This window comes from Pedococcus sp. P2_D9, from assembly GCF_056404275.1.
Map to the genome: position 1 here is coordinate 20,142 of NZ_JBFUEI010000011.1, position 18,186 is coordinate 38,327.

Genomic DNA, 18,186 nt, shown 5'->3' on the forward strand with positions numbered 1-18,186 from the left:
TCAGCCGTCGTCGGGGAGGCGGTTGCCGCGCCGTCGGCGCGGTCGTCCGCGCCAGTGCCAAGGACGCCAGGTCGCCGTCGTCGCCTCGCTCGGCGGCACCGGCGCCGCACCCGAGGTCGTGGGGTACGAACCGGGTGCCTCGAGGGGGGCGCCGAACGGCTGCAGGGCACGCACGGTGCACTCGCGGGCCCACCGGTCGACGACGTCGTCGGTCGGACCGTCGTTGCGGGTGTTGAGGCGTCCTGCCTTGAGGGCCTCGGTGGCCGAGGCCCAGCGCTCGTCGGCGGGCCCGATCTCGTGGACCGTCGCCTGCACGGTCAGCAACCGACCGCCGGTGTCCTTGCTGCGCAGGATCAGCCGGACCTGCTCGGGCAGCCAGGGCAGGGTCTGCTCGCCCGGGCCCGACACGGCATACACGGTCTCGTCCGCCCAGGCGTGCCAGAACGGCCACGCGCGGTCGTCCGGTGGCTGAACCCACATCAGCCCGGACTTGGTGGCGGCTTCGGCGAACAGCGCCGTGACGTTCAGCGGCGCCGGGGCTGCGGGAGCGTCGGCAGCGGGCTCTCGCGCGGGCTCGGTCACACGTGAACTGTGTCATAACCGCCACGTGACTGTCGCTGCTAGCGTCGCCGCGTGCGCAGCCCCAAGGACTTCTTCGCCCCTCTCGCGGTGGGTGCTCCGGCGCCCCTCACCCAGGTGCCCTCCCGCCCCTCACGAGTGATCCACTTCTTCGACCCGAGCAACGACAAGATGGCCGCCAAGGTCCCGGCGATGGTCGGCACGGTCGACGTGCTGCTGGGCAACCTCGAGGACGCCGTCAAGGCGGACAAGAAGGAGGCGGCCCGCGCCGGTCTGGTGGCCATCGCCAAGGCCACCGACTTCGGCGACGCGACCCAGCTGTGGACCCGGGTCAACTCCCTCGACAGCCCGTGGGTGCTCGACGACCTCACCACGCTCGTCACCGAGATCGGCGACAAGCTCGACGTCATCATGGTCCCCAAGGTGCAGGGGCCGGAGGACATCCACTACGTCGACCGGCTGCTCGCCCAGCTCGAGGCGCGCGCTGGACTGCAGCGGCCGATCCTCGTGCACGCCATCCTCGAGACGGCGCGCGGCGTGGCCAACGTCGAGGCCATCGCCGGCGCGAGTCCTCGCATGCAGGGGCTGTCGCTCGGTCCGGCCGACCTCGCCGCGGACCGCCGCATGAAGACCACCCGGGTCGGTGGGGGCCACCCCGGGTACCTCGTTCGCCAGGACCCCCCGGCGGGTGTCGACGACGCGGTCAACGCGCCCCGCGCCACCTACCAGCAGGACCTGTGGCACTACACGATCGCGCGGATGGTCGACGCCTGCGCGATGCACGGGATCTTCCCGTACTACGGCCCGTTCGGTGACATCCAGGACGTCGTCGCCTGCGAGGACCAGTTCCGCAACGCGTTCCTCCTCGGCTGCGTGGGCACGTGGTCGCTGCACCCGGTGCAGATCGAGATCGCCAAGCGGGTCTTCAGCCCCTCGGCCGAGGACGTCGCGCACGCGCGCCGGGTCGTCGAGGCGATGGGCGACGGCACGGGCGCCGTGATGCTCGACGGCAAGATGGAGGACGACGCGTCGCTCAAGCAGTGCCAGGTGATGCTCGAGCTCGCCGAGCGCCTCGCGGCCACCGACCCGCAGCTCGCCGCCCTGTATGCCGCTGAGCCGGCTCCCGGCGAAGGTGCCGGTGCCTGACGTGGCGACGACACGCGAAGCCGGCGCCCCGGCATACCGGCCGCGTCGTTCGGTCCTCTACATGCCCTCGTCCAACGAGCGGGCCCTGGAGAAGGCGAAGACCCTCCCGGTCGATGCCCTGATCCTCGACCTCGAGGATGCGGTGGCGCCGGACGCCAAGGAGCAGGCGCGCGAGAACGCCTGCGCCGCGGTGCGGTCGGGCGAGTACGGCCGCCGAGAGCTGACGATCCGCGTCAACGGCCTCGGCACGCGGTGGCACGACGCCGACCTGGGCGCCGCGTGTGCGGCGGGTCCGGACGGGATCGTCGTCCCCAAGGTCGGCTCGGCCGACGAGGTGCGCGCCCTGGTGGCGGCCATGGAAGCGGCTGGGGCTCCCGAGCGCACCCGCTTGTGGGCGATGGTCGAGACGCCCGCGGCTGTGCTGCACGCGGAGGAGATCGCCCGGGCGTCAGACCGCCTCGCCTGCCTGGTCCTCGGCACCAACGACCTCTACAAGGAGCTGGGGGCCTCGTTCGCCCCGGGGCGCGCGGCCATCTCGGTCAGCCTGCAGCTGGTCCTGCTCGCCGCGCGGGCTGCCGGTGTCGCCGTGCTCGACGGGGTCTACAACGACGTCAAGGACGCCGACGGCTTCCTCGCGGAGGCAGGGCAGGGACGTGAGATGGGGTTCGACGGCAAGACCCTCATCCACCCCGGCCAGGTCGACCCGTGCAACGCGGCGTTCGCGCCGAGCCCCGCAGCCGTGGAGGACGCGCGCGCGGTGATCGCGGCGTTCGAGTCGGCGCAGGCGGAGGGACGTGGGGTCGCGACACTCGGCGGCCGGCTGATCGAGAGCCTGCACGTCGAGACGGCCCAGCGGGTGCTGGCCATCGACAAGGCCATCGCGGCGCTGGCCGACCAGACCTGAGCCGCTCGACCGGCGGGACAAAAGGTGGGCGGGCCGAGGCAACCTTTGCGCTCTCGGCGGCGTCTAGGTGAGTGCGGTCGTCCTCGGGGGAGGGCGACCGCGCCATGTGCCGCCCACGGTTTCGACGGTCACGATTCGGCGCGGGGGACAACCGGATCGCCCTCGCGTGCGTCACCATGACTGACAAGGCGTTGCCAGCGGACAGCGGTCTGCCGGCCAGGGAAGGGGAGTCGATGGATCGCAAGGACGTGGGAGCCCGCACCGCTCTGGCAGCATCCGTGCTGGCCGGGGTGCTCGCGTTGAGCGCCTGTGGCGGGATCACGTTCGGGCAGAACACCTCGGCGACGCCGTCGGCTGCGCAGGGCACGACCCCCGTGCCGGACCCCTCGTCCCCTGTCGTGGACCCAGCGCCCAGCGACACGGTCACGTCCACGAGCCCGGCGCCGTCGACCACCACACCCGCGCCCAAGCCGACCCCCAAGCCCTCGCCCAAGCCGACCCCGAGGCCGATCCCCACGGCGGGTGACACCCTCCACGCGGGCGACTCGGGTCCGTACGTCAAGCAGGTCCAGCAGCAGCTGTCGGCCCTCGGCTACTGGAACGGCTCGGCCGACGGGTCCTACGGCGGCCTCACCTCCCAGGCCGTGATGGCCCTGCAGAAGGCGGCCGGCCTCGGCCGCGACGGAGTCTTCGGTCCCTCGACGCGGCGCGCCCTCCAGAACGGCGTCCGCCCGCAGTCCCGCACCGGTGGCACCGGCATCGAGATCGACAAGGCCCGCCAGCTGCTGCTCGTCGTGCGGGGCGGCAGGGTCACCCTGATCCTCAACACCAGCACCGGCAGCGGTCAGCCGTACACCAGCCAGGGCACGACCCGGGTCGCCACCACGCCGGCCGGCAGCTACAGCACGTACCGGGCGGTCAACCACCTCGACAAGGGTCCGCTCGGTGACCTGTGGCGTCCGCGGTACTTCAACGGCGGTATCGCCGTCCACGGGGCGGGCAACGTGCCCGGCTACCCGGCCTCGCACGGGTGCGCGCGGGTGAGCAACCCCGCGATGGACATGATCTGGGCCACCAACCTGATGCCGCTCGGCAGCTCCGTCACCGTCTACTGACGGTCGAACTGGTCGCGGACCCAGCGCAGCTGGGCACCGCCATGGCTCTTCCAGTAGTCAGCCGTGTGTCCGCCCTCGTCGAGGGTCAGCTTTGCCGAGGGGAGTGCCGTCGCGAACTCCTTGTTGCCCGGCACGAACGGGTCTGAGCGGCCGCAGTCGAGCCGCACCGGGATCTGGCGCAGGACCTGGGTGCGGCTGGGGTCGAAGACGTCGTGGGCCTCGAAGTCCTCCGCGTCGTCGAAGGCGCCCGCGGCACTGAGCCCCGGGGCGGTCCACAGCGCGGCGCTCTCCGCGACGACGGCGGCGACCCGCTTCGGGCCCAGCTGGCTGGCAAGCAGCAGCGACCCGTAGCCACCCATCGACCAGCCGAGGAAGGCGACCTTCCCGGCATACCCCGTCTCGCGCTGGACGAGAGGCAGGAAGTCCTCGACCACCATGGCCCCGGTGTCGACGCCCGCGCGGCGCGCGTGCCAGTAGTAGTCGCCGCCGTCGACGGAGGCGAGCGTCAGGCGCGTGGAGATCACGTGGTCCTGGAGGTTCATGATCCGGAACGCGTGGCTCGCGTCGCCGCCCTTGCCGTGCAGCACGACCACGACCGGCCTCTGGTCGGCGGCACCCTCGGTCTGCTGGGCGATCCGCCACGTGATGTCGCGGCCGGGCCAGTGTTTGCTCGTCAGCGACCCGGAGCGGACCTCGACCGCGGACGGGCCACACCCCGCGACACCCAGGGCAGCCGCACCGGCCACCCCGCCGAGGAGGGTGCGGCGGGTGATCGTGGCCATGACTTCACCCTAGGGGCGAGAACGGCCAGACCTCGGTATGCCGCGTTGCCGGCTACCAGCGCGACGTCGCCTCCGCGACGAGGTCGCCGAGCAGCTCGCCCTCGTCGACCTCGAGACCCTTGGCGACGAACCACCGGCACATGTTCGCGACGTCACGCTCGAGGAACTCGAATCCGCGCGGGTTGCCGATGATGTCGACGATCTGCGGCCAGTCGATGATGACGAGGCGCTCGCCGTGGAGCAGGACGTTGTAGGGCGACAGGTCACCGTGGGTCCATCCGCGCCGCGCCAGGACGACCATCGAGGTCCGAAGCTGCTCGAACAGGTCGGCGAGCAGCCCCGGCTCGGGCCGGGTCTGGGAGAGCCGGGGGGCGGCCTCGCCGTCGCTGCCGATGAACTCCATGAGCATCTCGCGGTCGCTCAGCTGGACGGGGTAGGGCACGGGTAGCCCCATGCCCCACAGCGTGCCCAGGGCCTCGAACTCCGCGACCGCCCACTGCCCTGACAGCAGCTCCTTGCCGAACTCCGTGCGACGAGCCATCGCTCGCATCTCGCGGCTGCGACGGACCCTGCGGCCCTCGTGGTAGCCGGCGTCCCGGTGGAACATCCGGTGCTCACCGGTGCGGTAGCGCTTGGCGGCGAGGAACGAGTCGACGGCAGGCGTGGTGGTGCCGTCCGGCATCCAGCGCCGGACGATGTGGACGTCGGCCTCCTTGCCCGTCTTGAGGACGCCGAGGTCGGACTCGACGGCGCCGAGTGCGGTGATGACCCAGTCGGGCCGGGGTTGCGGACCGTGCGTGGCACCGTCCCAGCTCGACCAGCGCTCACCCTCGGGGGGTGCGTCGGGAAGGCTGTCAAACGAAAAGGAGATGTGCTCCTGGAACTGCATGGGTGGACTCCAGACAAAGAAGGGAAAGGGCACGGGATGCGCCCAGGACCGTCGTGGACATCTCGTGCCTCCAATCCCCGCTGAGGGAGTCGTGCGCGCGGCTCCGTGCCGCGCGGCATACCCGGAGAGCGTGACAGACGCGGCGCCCCTCCCGCCACCGAATTAACCGCGCCCCACCTTTATCGGGTCTAGGGACAAAGGGATGCTTCACCCCGGAACCGTTCCAGGGTGAAGCCGACACAAGTCCCTAAACCCGATAAAGGTGGGGTCTGGGTGGGGAGGCTCACATGGCGGGAACCTGTGCTGGGACTGGGGCACTCGGCATACTCGCGGGAGGTCCAATTCCCGCTGACCGCGACGACCCGGTCACGAAATCGCAAGGTGGCGAACCACATGTCCCGACTCCAGCAGACCGATGGCCTGACCGAGGAGCAGACCGAGCTCGTGAAGCTCGTGCGCGAGTTCGTCAACGAGCAGATCATCCCCGTGGCGCAGGAGCTCGAGCACAAGGACGAGTACCCCACCGAGATCGTGGAGGGCATGAAGGAGATGGGGATCTTCGGGTTGATGATCCCCGAGGAGTACGGCGGCCTGGGGGAGTCGCTGCTGACTTATGCGCTGGTGGTCGAGGAGATCGCCCGCGGCTGGATGTCGGTGAGCGGCATCGTCAACACCCACTTCATCGTCGCCTACATGCTGCTGCAGCACGGCACCGACGAGCAGAAGCAGCGCTACCTGCCGAAGATGGCGACCGGCGAGATCCGCGGCGCGTTCTCGATGAGCGAGCCTGGCCTGGGGTCCGACGTGTCCGCGATCAAGACCAAGGCCGTGCGTGACGGCGACACCGACAACTGGCAGATCACCGGCCAGAAGATGTGGCTCACCAACGGCGGCAGCGCGAATCTCGTTGCGGTGCTGGTGAAGACGGACCTTGGCGCCGACTCGGTCTACAAGAACATGACGACCTTCCTGATCGACAAGACCGCCGGGTTCGGCGAGACGGCGCAGGGCGTCACCATCCCGGGCAAGATCGACAAGATGGGTTACAAGGGCGTCGACACGACCGAGATGGTCCTCGACGGCCACCGGACCACCAGCGCCCAGATCCTCGGTGGTGAGCCGGGCAAGGGCTTCTACCAGATGATGGACGGCGTCGAGGTGGGTCGCGTGAACGTCGCAGCCCGCGCCTGTGGTGTTTCGATGCGGGCTTTCGAGCTCGGCATCTCCTACGCCCAGCAGCGCGAGACGTTCGGCAAGAAGATCGCCGAACACCAGGGGATCCTGTTCCGCCTCGCCGACATGGCCACCAAGGTCGAGGCCAGTCACCAGATGATGGTCAAGGCGGCCCGGCTCAAGGACGCCGGCGCGCGCAACGACCTCGAGGCCGGCATGGCCAAGTACCTCGCCGCCGAGAACTGCGCCGACGTGGTCGAGCAGTCCTTCCGCATCCACGGCGGCTACGGCTACTCCAAGGAGTACGAGATCGAGCGCCTCTACCGCGAGGCCCCCATGCTGCTGATCGGCGAGGGCACCGCCGAGATCCAGAAGATGATCATCGGCCGACGCCTGCTCGAGGACTTTGCATTGAAGAAGTGATGGCGAGGGTATGCCGCGGGGCCGGCCCCGCGGCATACCCACGTCGCGATCGGGTGCCGATCAGCGCACTCCCAGCCGGCTTTGACACACTGGTGCCATGAGCACGCAGCCGAATGCCATGGCGAGGTCCCGCGCGGTCCTGGCGCTGGAGTACCCGATGTCCCTGGGCCGCTACGACACCTACGCCAAGGCGCAGAAGGCCGTGGACTACCTGTCGGACCACGAGTTCCCGGTGCAGAACGTCCTCATCGTCGGCACCGACCTCAAGCAGCTCGAGCGGGTGACCGGCCGGCTGACCCGGCAGCGGGTCGCCATCGGCGGCCTGGTCTCCGGCGCGTGGCTGGGTCTGTTCGTCGGGCTGATCTTCTCGCTGCTCGACACCAGCGGCGGCGCGGGTCTGGTGGGCGTGCTGCTGACGGTGGCCTTCGGTGCGGTGTTCGGGCTCGTGTGGGCCCTGATCGGCTACGCCCTGACCGGCGGCAACCGCGACTTCACCTCTGTCATGCAGGTCGTCGCGACGCAGTACGAGGTGCTGGTGGAGCACAAGTTCGCCGCCCAGGCGCGTGAGCTGCTGACGACGATGGACCCGATGGCCGCGGCACAGGCCCAGGTGGACGCGGCGCGCGAGGCCGAGCGTCAGCGGGCTGCGGGCCAGCAACCGCCGCCGCCCTCCGCCTGACCCGCGGCTCGGCCGGCATACGTCATCGGGGCGCACGGCATACGCAATCAACCGTAGGCAAGTCCGCGCTGCGGGGAGCACACTGCTAGAGGCATCCGCACCGCTGTCTCGCAGCCCGGCTCTCGACGGGAGACCTCCATGGCCCGGTCAGCCGACGTCCCCGTCGACCCCGTGCAGTCGGTCGACGCGGCCACGCTGGCGGACCGGCTGCGCGAGACGCACGAGCGGCTCGCGGCGGTCAACGAGGTGCTCTCGGCGGTCGGACGATCCGCGGGGGACCCGGAGACGGTGCTCGCCACGATCGTCGACAGCGCCCGCCGCCTGTGCCGCTCCGACGCCGCGCAGCTCTGCCTCCTCGACGACGACCGCATCTTCCAGCTGATCAAGGCGGTGGGCATCAGCGACGAGGCCATCGCCTACATCGCCGAGCACCCGCTGCCGCTGGACCGGGCCACGCTGATGGGTCGGGTTGCGCTGGACCGCAGGGCCCAGCAGATCGAGGACGTCGTGGCGGACCCCGAGTACGGGCGCCTCGACCTGCAGCGGGTCGCGGGGTTCCGGACGACCATGGGCGCCCCCCTGATCGTGGACGACGAGGTCGTCGGGGCGATGGTGCTGTGGCGCAACGAGGTCAGCCCGTTCGCCGAGCGGGAGCTGTCCATCGTCACGGCGTTCGCCGGTCAGGCGGCGCTGGCCATCAACGGGGTCCGCCTGGTGCAGGAGCTCCAGGCCGGGCGGGCCGAGCTCGCGCGCAAGGTGGACCAGCTCGAGGCGCTCGCGGAGATCGGCCAGGCGATCAGCTCGACCCTGGACCCGGACGAGGTGCTCGGCACCATCGTGCTCCACGCCGTCGAGCTCTCCGAGGCCGACGGCGGCTCCCTCATGGAGTTCGACGAGGACTCGGGCTTGTTCCGCGTCCGGACTGCCTACGGGACCGGCCCGGAGGTGATCCAGGCACTGAAGGAGACCCGGATCCACGTCGAAGAGACGCTCGTCGGCCGAGCGGCCCTGTCCGGCAACCCGATCCAGGTCCCCGACCTGGGTGATGTCGAGCTGGATGCGCACCTCAAGGTCCTCCACGACAACGGGTGGCGCTCGCTCGTGGCCATCCCCATGGCGCGGCCCGACCGGATCGTCGGTGTGCTGGTCGTGCGCCGCAAGACCACCGGTGCCTTCACGGACGAGACGTGCGACATGCTGGCGGCCTTCGCGAGCCAGTCTGCGGTGGCCCTGATCAACGCCCGGCTCTACCGCGAGCTGGAGCGCCAGCGGGCCGAGCTGGCGGTCACGAGCGAGCACAAGTCCGAGTTCCTGGCGAGCATGTCGCACGAGCTCCGGACGCCGCTCAACGCCGTCATCGGGTTCTCGGAGGTCCTGCTCGAGCGGATGTTCGGGGACCTCAACGAGCGGCAGGAGGACTATCTGCAGGACATCCTCGGCGCTGGCCGCCACCTGCTCGACCTGCTCAACGACGTCCTCGACCTGTCCAAGGTCGAGTCCGGCCACATGGAGCTGGAGCTCACCACCTTCCCGATCGCCGACGCGGTCAACCAGGTCCTGTCGCTGCTGCGCGAACGCGCCGGACGGGGCGGCATCGACCTGCGCCCTGACATCGCTGCGGGCCTGTCCCAGGTCACCGCCGACCAGCTGCGGTTCAAGCAGGTGCTGCTCAACCTTGTTGGCAACGGCGTGAAGTTCACGCCCGAGGGTGGCACCGTGACCGTGTCGGCGTCGCGCGAGGGGGACGAGCTGACCGTGACCGTGACGGACACCGGCATCGGGATCGCGGAGGGCGACCGGGAGCGGATCTTCGACTCGTTCCAGCAGGGTCCCCGCACCCCCTCGGTGACCGAAGGCACCGGCCTCGGCCTCACCCTCACGCGTCGCATCGTCGAGCTGCACGGCGGCCGGGTCTGGCTCACCAGCGAGGTGGGGGTCGGCAGCACCTTCGGCTTCGCCCTGCCGCAGCCGGCGGCCGCGCCGCACGAGGCGCAGCAGGCTTGGACCCTGCCAGCCGTGGACGACACCCGGCCGACGGTCGTGGTGATCGAGGACGACCCGAGCTCGTCCGAGCTGGTCGGCGTCCATCTCACCGCGGCGGGCCTGCGGCCGGTGCCGGTGCGAAGCGGCGAGGAAGGTCTCGAGGCGATCCGCGCGCTGCGGCCGACAGCAGTGGTCCTCGACATCCGGCTGCCCGGCATGGACGGCTGGGACGTCCTGGGCCAGATCAAGGCCGACCCGGAGCTCGCGGGCACTCCGGTGGTCGTCGTCTCCGTCCTGCCGGACCGCGGTCGCGGCTTCGCCCTCGGCGCGTCCGACTACCTCCTGAAGCCGGTCGCCCGCGAGGTGCTTTTGGGAGCGGTATGGCGCGCGGTCGCCGACCACGCGGACCATGCGGGTGCGGGTGCGGGCGCCGGGAGGGAGGAGCGCACGCTGGTCGTCATCGACGACGACCCGCGGGCACTGGAGATCGTGCGCGCGACGCTCGAGCCCCAGGGCTGGCGGGTCGCGACGTTCACCCGCGGGGCCGAGGCGCTGAGGTCCATTGCGGCCCTCGCGCCGAGCGTGGTCCTGGTCGACCTGCTCATGCCCGACACCGACGGGTTCGCCGTCATCGACGCGCTGCGTGCCGACCCCACGACCGCCGCAGTGCCGGTGGTGGTCCTGACGGCCAAGTCGCTCACGCAGGATGACCGGGCCCGGTTGCAGGGGCGGATCGAGTTCGTGGCCTCCAAGAGCCAGCTCGACCTCGGGGTGCTGGCCCGACGGCTGGCCCAGGTCGCCACCTCGCGCGGCCGCACGGCGGCCGTGACGGAAGCGGCGGGCGTGACGGAAGCGGCGAGCGCGACGGAGGCGGCGGGATGAGCGAGGGAACCGTGCTGCTCGTCGAGGACAACCCGCGCAACCTGAAGCTGGCGCGCGACGTCCTGGAGTACGCCGGGTTCACCGTGACCGTCGCCACGACCGGGGAGGAGGCGGTCATCGAAGCGACCCGGACCCTGCCGGACCTCATCCTGATGGACCTCCAGCTGCCGGGGATCAGTGGTCACGCGGCACTGGTCCGGCTGCGGGACGACCCCCGCACTGCGGCCATTCCCGTCGTGGCGCTCACTGCCTTCGCAATGCGGGCTGATCGCGAGCACGCCCTGTCGACGGGCTTCGACGGCTACCTCGAGAAGCCGATCAACGTCCGCGAGTTCCCCGACCAGGTGCGCAGCCACCTGCGCGCCGGTCGGTCGGGGGGTCTTCGTGACTGACGTGGCCGGCACGGTCCTGGTCGTCGACGACCTTCCGCAGAACCTGCGCCTCATGGACGCGGTGCTCTCGCCCCGTGGGTACACCGTGGTGGGTGCCAGCTCCGGCGAGGAGGCGTTGGAGCTGATCGCCGCCCACCTGCCGGACGTGATCCTCCTCGACGTGATGATGCCGGGCATCGACGGCTACGAGACGTGTCGGCGCATCCGCTCGGACCCGGCCACGTCCTTCCTCCCCGTCGTGATGGTCACGGCCAGTGGCGACGCGGAGCGGTTGCGTGCACTCGAGGCGGGTGCCGACGACTTCATCACCAAACCCCTGGACCAGCCCGAGCTGCTGGCGCGGGTGCGCTCCCTGGTCCGGGTCAAGCGCTACCACGACACCGTGACCGCCCAGGCGGAGGCGCTCGCGTCCTGGAACCGCGAGCTGGAGGCCCGCGTGAGCGCCCAGGTCGAGACCTTGGAACGGTTCGGACGACTGCGCCGGTTCCTGTCGCCACAGATCGCAGGGCTGGTCGTCGACAGCGGCGACGAGTCGTTCCTCCAGAGCCACCGATGTGAGATCACGGCGGTGTTCACGGACCTGCGCGGCTTCACACCGTTCGCGGAGACGGCCGAACCGGAGGAGACGATGGCCGTCCTGAGGGAGTACCACCTGGCCCTGGGGGAGCTCGTCTTCGCGTACGAAGGGACGCTCGAGCACTTCGCCGGTGACGGGTTGCTGGTCTTCTTCAACGATCCCGTTCCCTGCCCGGATGCCCCGGAGCGTGCCGTGCGGATGGCCGTTGCCATGCGGGAGCGGGTGACCGAGCTGGCACAGGCCTGGCGAAGCCGCGGTCACGACCTCGGCTTCGGGGTGGGAATCGCGCAGGGGTACGCGACCCTCGGCCGCGTGGGCTTCCCCGGGCGGTACGACTACGCAGCCATCGGGACGGTGACCAACCTTGCCGCACGGTTGTGCTCGGAAGCGGCCGCCGGCCAGATCCTGGTGACCCAGCGGGTGCTGACCGGCGCCGGGGCCACGGCGACGAGCCGGAGTGTGGGACCACTGGCGCTGCGGGGCTTCAGCCGCCCCGTGGACGCCCACGAGATCCTCGGACTGACGAATGCGGAGGTAGTGCAATGACGACCACAGCGGAGAGCACGATGTCCGGTCGCACCCTCGACGACCTCGACGACGCGGCCCGGAACGCCGCCTTCGACGCCCTCCAGGCCCGGATGCCCGAGGTCTGGCGGGCGATCGGGACCAACGCGGCGGACGAGTCCGTGGTGGTCATCCCCTCGATGACGGTGGACCGGGTCGTCGCGAGCTCGGGCGGCATGAACCAGGCCCTGGAGGAGCGCTTCCTGTTCCTCCTCCTGCTGCTGCGCCAGCCGCGACTGCGCATGGTCTATGTCACCTCGATGCCGATCAACCCGATGGTCGTGGAGTACTACCTGTCGCTGCTGCCGGGCGTGATCCCGAGCCACGCCAGGGCGCGGCTGTCCCTCGTCTCCATCGGCGACACCGGCCCTGAGCCGCTGACCGAAAAGCTCCTGACCCGGCCGCGGGTGCTTGCCCAGATCAGGGCGCTCGTCCCGAACCGGTTGCGCTCGCACCTCATCCCCTACAACACGACCGAGCTCGAACGTGACCTGGCGCTCGTCCTGGGGATCCCCATGTATGGCGCGGATCCTCGGCTCTTCCCCCTCGGAACCAAGACGGGGTGTCGCCGCCTCTTCGGCGAGGCCGGTGTGTCCTATCCCGCGGGGTACGAGGACCTGCACTCACGGGCGGACCTGGAGGCGGCCCTGCAGTCCCTGCGCCACGACCGACCGAACGCGAGCGGTGCGATGGTGAAGCTCAACGAGGGTGTCTCCGGGGCGGGCAACGCCCTCGTGAGACTCGACGGGCTCCCCCCAGTGGGTGCCGCGGACGAGGCCGCGGAGCTGGCTCGTCGCATCGACGAGATGGAGCTGGAGGACACGCGGATCTCGGTGGACACCTACCTCGCCAAGCTCCTCGAGCGCGGCGGGATCGTCGAGGAACGCATCGCCGGCGACGAGATCCGCAGCCCGAGCGTCCAGCTCAGGGTCACCCCTCTCGGTGAGGTCGAGCTGCTGTCCACCCACGACCAGATCCTCGGTGGCCCGAGCGGGCAGTCCTACCTCGGCTGTCGCTTCCCTGCAGACCCGGAGTACGCCGGGCTCATCACCCGCGACGCCCAGCGGGTCGGGGACCTGTTGGCCGAGAAGGGCGTGCTGGGACGGTTCGCCCTCGACTTCGTGACGGTGCGCGAGGGCGACTCGTGGACGGCGCACGCCATCGAGGTGAACCTGCGCAAGGGCGGGACGACCCACCCCTTCCTGACCCTCCAGTTCCTCACCGACGGCCGGTACGACGCCGAGGAGGGGCGGTTCGTCACGCCCAACGGCGAGGAGCGACACCTCGTGGCCACGGACCACCTGCAGGACCCGAGCCTGCGCGGGCTGCGGGTCGAGGACCTGTTCGACCTCGTCGCCCGGGCCGGCCTGCACTTCGACCAGGCCCGGCAGACCGGCGTCGTCTTCCACATGATGAGTGCCCTGACGGCCTACGGACGGGTGGGGATGACGGCGATCGGGGAGTCGCCCGCGGCGGCGGACCAGCTCTACGCCGCCGCCGAGGGCGCCCTGCTCGAGGAGGCCCGCGCCGCCCTGCGGGCCGACCCCGTCCCCTCCTGACCCCCGTCCCCTCCTGACCCCCGTCCCCTCCTGACCCCGTCCCTCGGGGCACTGTGCCCTCCTGACCGCCCCGGCATTTCCCCTGGGGGCGGTCAGGGGGCGCTCATGGGGTCACGGCGCGATGGCCGTGGCGTGCAGCAGTGCCTCGATGACGACCTGGCGCCAGCTGGTCCGTTCGGTCGCGGTGCGACAGGAGGCGCCACCGCAGCGGCACTCCCACACCCACTTGGCGCCGACCTGCCGCACGGTGGGGTGGTGGTGGGCGATGTCGGGACGGTGGCGGGCGATGGTGCTCATGGGGTGCTCCCTCGTGTCGTGGCCGGTGGGCCGGCCGCCCCCTGCGGGACACCTCAACCTTCCCGTCGGCGAGCCGGACGGTCTGTGGGCGCCGACACGCCCGCTGTGTGCCGCCGGTGACACAGAGCCGCCGTGACACGGTGCCGGCGGTGACACGGCGGGCCGACCCGTGCTGCACTGAACGCATGGAGTGGCGACTGCTGGGGGGTCTGTCGGAGCAGGAGCGCCGGCTCGTCATCGCGGGCACCCAGCGGCACCGCTACCGCTCGGGTGAGGTCGTCTTCCACGAGGGCGACCTCGCGGAGTCCCTCCACTTCGTCGCGGAGGGTCGCCTCGTCGCGCGGCGCACCACGGCAGCCGGTGACAACGCGACCTTCGCCGTGATGGGGCCGGGAGAGGCGTTCGGCGAGATGGCGATGCTCTCGCCACAGGCGCGGCGCACGTCCACCGTCGCGGCCCTGGAGCCGGCGGTGACCCTCACCCTCCGGTATGCCGAGTTCGAGCGGCTGCGTGCAGCGCACCCGGGCGTCGAGAGACTTCTCGTCGACGTGCTGGCAGAGCGGGTCCTGCGGTTGTCCGACCACCTCGTCGAGGCGTTGTACCTGCCCGCCGAGCAGCGCGTGCTGCGTCGCCTCGACGGCCTCTGCGCTCAGTACGGCTCGCTCGGGAACGGACAACCGGTCCGGATTCCCTTGACCCAGACCGAGATCGGTGAGCTCTGCGGTGCCTCGCGGGCGACGACCAACAGGGTGCTCCAGGCGTTGGTGGCCGACGGGCTCGTCACGCTGCGCCGCGGGGGCGTCGACGTGCAGGACCGCCACGGGCTGCACCGCCGCGCGACCGCCGGGAGCTGACCCGCCGGTGAGGGAGGCGCGAACTCGGCCCGGCGGCATACCCTCTGTCCATGACTGAGCCTGCTGGGGACAAGCCCGCTCTCGCCGAGTTCGGCGACGACTTCTCGTCGGTGCTGTGCGTCGTCGCGCACCCCGACGACATCGAGTACGGCACCGCCGCCGCCGTGGCGAAGTGGACCGCGGTGGGCAAGACGGTGACGTACTTCCTGCTGACCCGCGGCGAGGCGGGGATCGACACGATGCACCCCGACGAGGCGGCCGGCGTGCGCGAACAGGAGGAGCGCGACGGCGCCGCCATCGTCGGCGTGACCGAGGTCGACTTCGGCACCCACCGGGATGGCAACGTCGAGTACGGCCTGGCCCTGCGGCGGGACATCTCCCGCGAGATCCGTCGTCGCAAGCCGGACGTCGTCATCACCGGGCACTACGGCGACCGGTTCGTCCAGGGCATGCTCAACCAGGCCGACCACCGGGCCGTCGGGCTGGCGACGGTCGATGCGGTCGCCGACGCGGGCAACCGGTGGATCTTCCCCGAGCTGGTCGACGAGGGCTTCGAGCCGTGGAATGCCAAGCGGCTCTGCTTCGCCGGCTCACCGACGGCCACGCACTACGTCGACGTGGGCGACCACTTCGACCAGGCGGTGGCCTCGCTCGAGGCGCACCAGGCCTACAACTCGGCTCTGCCTGAGGCCTTCCCCAAGCCGGCCGAGCTGATCGGCATGATCCTGGGCTGGGGTGGTCAGGCCGCAGGCGTCGACAGGGCCCTCACGCTGGACGTCGTCGAGCGCCGCTGAGTCCTTGGCGCTTGCAGCTCAGCGGGACTGGACCTCGCGGATCCACGTCTCCACGTCGGTCGACGTGCGTGGCATGGCGGCCGAGAGGTTCTCGCAGCCGTCGGCAGTGACGAGCACGTCGTCCTCGATCCGCACGCCGATGCCGCGGAACCGCTCCGGCACCTTGAGGTCGTCGGCCTTGAAGTAGAGGCCGGGCTCGACCGTCAGGACCATGCCGGGCTCCAGGTCGGCGTCCATGTACTCCTCGCGGGTGGCCAGCGCGCAGTCGTGGACGTCGAGGCCCAGGTGGTGGCTGGTGCCGTGCACCATCCAGCGCCGGTGGTACTGGCCGTGGTCCTTGTCGAGCGTGTCCTCGACCGAGACACCGTCGGGCAGCAGGCCCCAGGCGTGCAGGTGCTCGGCGATGACCCGGATCGCGGCGGCGTGGACGTCCGAGAACTTGTTCCCCGGCTTCACCGCCGCGAGCCCGGCCTCCTGCGCGGCATACACCGCGTCGTAGACCTCGCGCTGCGCGTCCGAGAAGGTGCCGCTGGCGGGGAGCGTGCGGGTGATGTCGGCGGTGAAGAGGGACTCCACCTCGACGCCGGCGTCGAGCAGGATGAGGTCGCCCTCGTGCAGCTCGCCGGTGTTCTTGATCCAGTGCAGCGTGGTGGCGTGGTCGCCGGCAGCGCAGATCGAGTCGTAGCCGACACCGTTGCCCTCGTGCCGTGCGGTGAGGCCGAAGACGCCTTCGACCCAGCGCTCGCCGCGGCCCTTCGCCAGGGCTTCGGGCAGATCGGCGATGACGGCCTCGAACCCGTGGTGGGTCGCCTCGACCGCCTTGCGCATCTCCTCGACCTCCCACTCGTCCTTGGTGAGGCGCAGGTGGGAGAGGAAGTGGGCGAGCTCGTTGTCGGCCTCGGTGAGGTCGTCCTGCTCGGTCGCCTCGGCGGTGCGGGCCGCGTCGAGCTCACGGGTCAGGTCACGGTCGGCGTCGCGCACCATGCGCACCGTCACCTCGCCCGAGTCCTTGACGACCGCGTCGGCGAGCTCGTCGATGTGGCGTCCGGTCAGCCCCAGCTCGACCTCGATGTCCTCGATGGTCGGTCGCGCGCCGACCCAGAACTCGCCGTAGCGGGTGTCGGCGAAGAACTCGTCGGTGTCGCGGCCGGCGAGCGGGCGGAAGTACAGGATCGCCTCGTGGGTGCCGTCGTCGCGGGGCTCCAGGACGAGCACGGCGTCGGGTTCCCGGTCGCCGCCGAGCCCGGTGAGGTGGGCGAACGCGGTGTGCGGCCGGAACACGTAGTCGGTGTCGTTGCTGCGCACCTTGAGGCCACCGGCGGGGATGACCAGCCGGTCGCCGGCGAACGCCGCGCTGACGGCGTCACGCCGCGCCGCGGCATACCTCGCGGCCTCGCTCAGGGCGCTGGGGCCGGGGCGACGTGGCGCCCAGTCCTCGGCGACGAACGCACGGAACTCGTCGGTGGTGGGGCGGGCGCGGTTCTCGGCGTTCTTCTGCTCTTCGCTCACCCCGCCATCGTGCCACGCGCGTATGCCGCGTCGCAGCCTGCCCGGTCGCGGCACCTCGGGCGGCGCTTCGAAGCGCCTCGGCGAGCGTCGGCGCTCGCCGCTCAGGCGTCGGAGAGGAGGGTGAGCACGGCCTTCTCGATCGCTGCCTGGCGGCGCTCGGGGGTGCGGTAGCGGGAGGGGTCGACGTCGACGGTGGAGCCCGACTCGTAGCGGTCGAGCACGCGCGGGTCGATGTAGGAGTTCTTCGCAATGGTCGGGGTGTTGCCGAGGTAGCCCGCGACCTCGTCGACGGCGGCCTTGATGGCCCGCTTGCGCGAAGCCTTGGTGTCACCCGGCTCGTCGCTGGCGCCGAGGGCGAGGGCGGCGAGGACGGTGGCGTGCCACGTGCGGAAGTCCTTGGCCGTCAGCTCACCACCGAGCAGGTCGGCAAGGTAGGCGTTGACCACGGTCGAGTCGAGGTCGGCCCAGCGCCGGGCGTCCTGGTAGGCCAGCAGCCGCTTGCTCGCCGACTTGCGGCGGCGCATCCGGTCGAGTGCGGCGATGGCGGCGGCGTCGTCGATCTCGATGGTGTGCTCGATCCCCGACTTGCCGACGAAGGTGAAGACGATGACCTCACCCCGGCGGCGGACGTGCTGGCGCTCGAGCGTGGTGAGGCCGAACGAGCCGTTGTCCTGGGTGTAGGCGTCGTTGCCGATGCGGAAGTAGCCGAGGTCGAGCAGTCGGACGGCGGTGGCGGCTGCCCTGGGGCGGGGCATGCCCTCGAGCGCGAGGTCGTTGAGGATCCGGCGTCGGGCCGCGGGCAGCTTGGCCGCCGCGGCCAGCACCCGGTCGAACTTGGTCTGGTCCTGCTTGAGCCGCCACACGGGGTGGTAGAGGTACTGCCGCCGTCCCGCGACGTCGGTGCCCACTGCCTGGATGTGTCCTTGGGGCAGCGGGCAGATCCAGACGTTCTCCCACGCCGGCGGGATGGCCAAGGAGCGGATCCGCTCCACGTCGGCGCCACCCAGCCGTTCGCCGTTCTCGTCCAGGTAGACGAACCCCTTGCCGGCACGTCGCCGCGTCCACCCCCTCGACTGGGGGGACAC

At 70.9% G+C, this 18,186-nt stretch carries 17 protein-coding genes; 11 read left to right on the plus strand and 6 right to left on the minus strand.

The window, feature by feature from the left end; genetic code table 11:
- On the minus strand, positions 1-582 hold the full coding sequence (locus tag AC1DXJ_RS15990; RefSeq protein WP_477615639.1) for a hypothetical protein: 582 nt from the start codon (positions 580-582) through the stop codon (positions 1-3).
- A 51-nt stretch (positions 583-633) separates the two neighbouring features.
- Here AC1DXJ_RS15990 and AC1DXJ_RS15995 point away from each other — a divergent pair, with 51 nt between their 5' ends.
- The 3 genes from AC1DXJ_RS15995 to AC1DXJ_RS16005 all read left to right on the plus strand — a co-directional run bounded on the left by AC1DXJ_RS15995 (position 634) and on the right by AC1DXJ_RS16005 (position 3,744).
- Positions 634-1,725: an HpcH/HpaI aldolase/citrate lyase family protein gene (locus AC1DXJ_RS15995; protein ID WP_477615640.1), complete on the plus strand. Its 1,092-nt coding sequence runs from the start codon at positions 634-636 to the stop codon at positions 1,723-1,725.
- A 1-nt stretch (position 1,726) separates the two neighbouring features.
- A complete protein-coding gene (locus tag AC1DXJ_RS16000) occupies positions 1,727-2,629 on the plus strand; it encodes an HpcH/HpaI aldolase/citrate lyase family protein (RefSeq protein WP_477615641.1) in 903 nt (300 codons plus the stop codon).
- A gap of 233 nt (positions 2,630-2,862) precedes the next feature.
- Positions 2,863-3,744: a L,D-transpeptidase family protein gene (locus AC1DXJ_RS16005; protein ID WP_477637488.1), complete on the plus strand. Its 882-nt coding sequence runs from the start codon at positions 2,863-2,865 to the stop codon at positions 3,742-3,744.
- On the opposite strand, the gene AC1DXJ_RS16010 is transcribed toward AC1DXJ_RS16005, so the two are convergent.
- Together AC1DXJ_RS16010 and AC1DXJ_RS16015 are read right to left on the minus strand one after the other, a co-directional pair.
- Positions 3,738-4,526, minus strand: a complete 789-nt coding sequence (locus tag AC1DXJ_RS16010; RefSeq protein WP_477615643.1) for an alpha/beta fold hydrolase — start codon at positions 4,524-4,526, stop codon at positions 3,738-3,740. The genes AC1DXJ_RS16005 and AC1DXJ_RS16010 overlap by 7 nt on opposite strands.
- Positions 4,527-4,578: 52 nt before the next feature.
- A complete protein-coding gene (locus tag AC1DXJ_RS16015) occupies positions 4,579-5,415 on the minus strand; it encodes a serine protein kinase RIO (RefSeq protein WP_477637489.1) in 837 nt (278 codons plus the stop codon).
- Between the two features lie 393 nt (positions 5,416-5,808).
- On the opposite strand from AC1DXJ_RS16015, the gene AC1DXJ_RS16020 reads away from it, so the two are divergent.
- From AC1DXJ_RS16020 to AC1DXJ_RS16045, 6 genes are all read left to right on the plus strand, one after another.
- On the plus strand, positions 5,809-7,011 hold the full coding sequence (locus AC1DXJ_RS16020) for an acyl-CoA dehydrogenase family protein (protein WP_477615645.1): 1,203 nt from the start codon (positions 5,809-5,811) through the stop codon (positions 7,009-7,011).
- Between the two features lie 97 nt (positions 7,012-7,108).
- Positions 7,109-7,690 (plus strand): YflT domain-containing protein, encoded by a 582-nt coding sequence (locus tag AC1DXJ_RS16025; protein WP_477615646.1) that lies wholly within the window; start codon positions 7,109-7,111, stop codon positions 7,688-7,690.
- A 138-nt stretch (positions 7,691-7,828) separates the two neighbouring features.
- Complete coding sequence (locus AC1DXJ_RS16030; protein WP_477615647.1) at positions 7,829-10,555, plus strand: response regulator; 2,727 nt, start codon at positions 7,829-7,831, stop codon at positions 10,553-10,555.
- Positions 10,552-10,947: a response regulator gene (locus AC1DXJ_RS16035; protein WP_477615648.1), complete on the plus strand. Its 396-nt coding sequence runs from the start codon at positions 10,552-10,554 to the stop codon at positions 10,945-10,947. Before AC1DXJ_RS16030 ends, AC1DXJ_RS16035 begins: the two co-directional genes overlap by 4 nt.
- On the plus strand, positions 10,940-12,070 hold the full coding sequence (locus AC1DXJ_RS16040) for an adenylate/guanylate cyclase domain-containing protein (RefSeq protein WP_477615649.1): 1,131 nt from the start codon (positions 10,940-10,942) through the stop codon (positions 12,068-12,070). The genes AC1DXJ_RS16035 and AC1DXJ_RS16040 overlap by 8 nt, the downstream gene beginning before the upstream one ends.
- Positions 12,067-13,647 carry a peptide ligase PGM1-related protein gene (locus AC1DXJ_RS16045; RefSeq protein ID WP_477615650.1) on the plus strand — a complete coding sequence of 527 codons (1,581 nt, stop codon included), beginning with the start codon at positions 12,067-12,069 and terminating at the stop codon, positions 13,645-13,647. Before AC1DXJ_RS16040 ends, AC1DXJ_RS16045 begins: the two co-directional genes overlap by 4 nt.
- A gap of 111 nt (positions 13,648-13,758) precedes the next feature.
- Here the strand turns inward: AC1DXJ_RS16045 and AC1DXJ_RS16050 are convergent, their stop codons facing one another.
- Entirely contained in the window at positions 13,759-13,944 is a 186-nt protein-coding gene (locus AC1DXJ_RS16050; protein ID WP_477615651.1) for a hypothetical protein, read from the minus strand.
- 185 nt (positions 13,945-14,129) lie between these two features.
- Here AC1DXJ_RS16050 and AC1DXJ_RS16055 point away from each other — a divergent pair, with 185 nt between their 5' ends.
- Together AC1DXJ_RS16055 and AC1DXJ_RS16060 are read left to right on the plus strand one after the other, a co-directional pair.
- Positions 14,130-14,798 (plus strand): Crp/Fnr family transcriptional regulator, encoded by a 669-nt coding sequence (locus AC1DXJ_RS16055; RefSeq protein WP_477624159.1) that lies wholly within the window; start codon positions 14,130-14,132, stop codon positions 14,796-14,798.
- Between the two features lie 50 nt (positions 14,799-14,848).
- Positions 14,849-15,592 carry a PIG-L deacetylase family protein gene (locus AC1DXJ_RS16060; RefSeq protein WP_477615653.1) on the plus strand — a complete coding sequence of 248 codons (744 nt, stop codon included), beginning with the start codon at positions 14,849-14,851 and terminating at the stop codon, positions 15,590-15,592.
- Positions 15,593-15,610: 18 nt separating this feature from the next.
- On the opposite strand, the gene AC1DXJ_RS16065 is transcribed toward AC1DXJ_RS16060, so the two are convergent.
- Together AC1DXJ_RS16065 and AC1DXJ_RS16070 are read right to left on the minus strand one after the other, a co-directional pair.
- Entirely contained in the window at positions 15,611-17,101 is a 1,491-nt protein-coding gene (locus tag AC1DXJ_RS16065; RefSeq protein WP_477615654.1) for an aminopeptidase P family protein, read from the minus strand.
- 101 nt (positions 17,102-17,202) lie between these two features.
- On the minus strand, positions 17,203-18,186 hold the full coding sequence (locus tag AC1DXJ_RS16070) for a DNA topoisomerase IB (protein WP_477615655.1): 984 nt from the start codon (positions 18,184-18,186) through the stop codon (positions 17,203-17,205).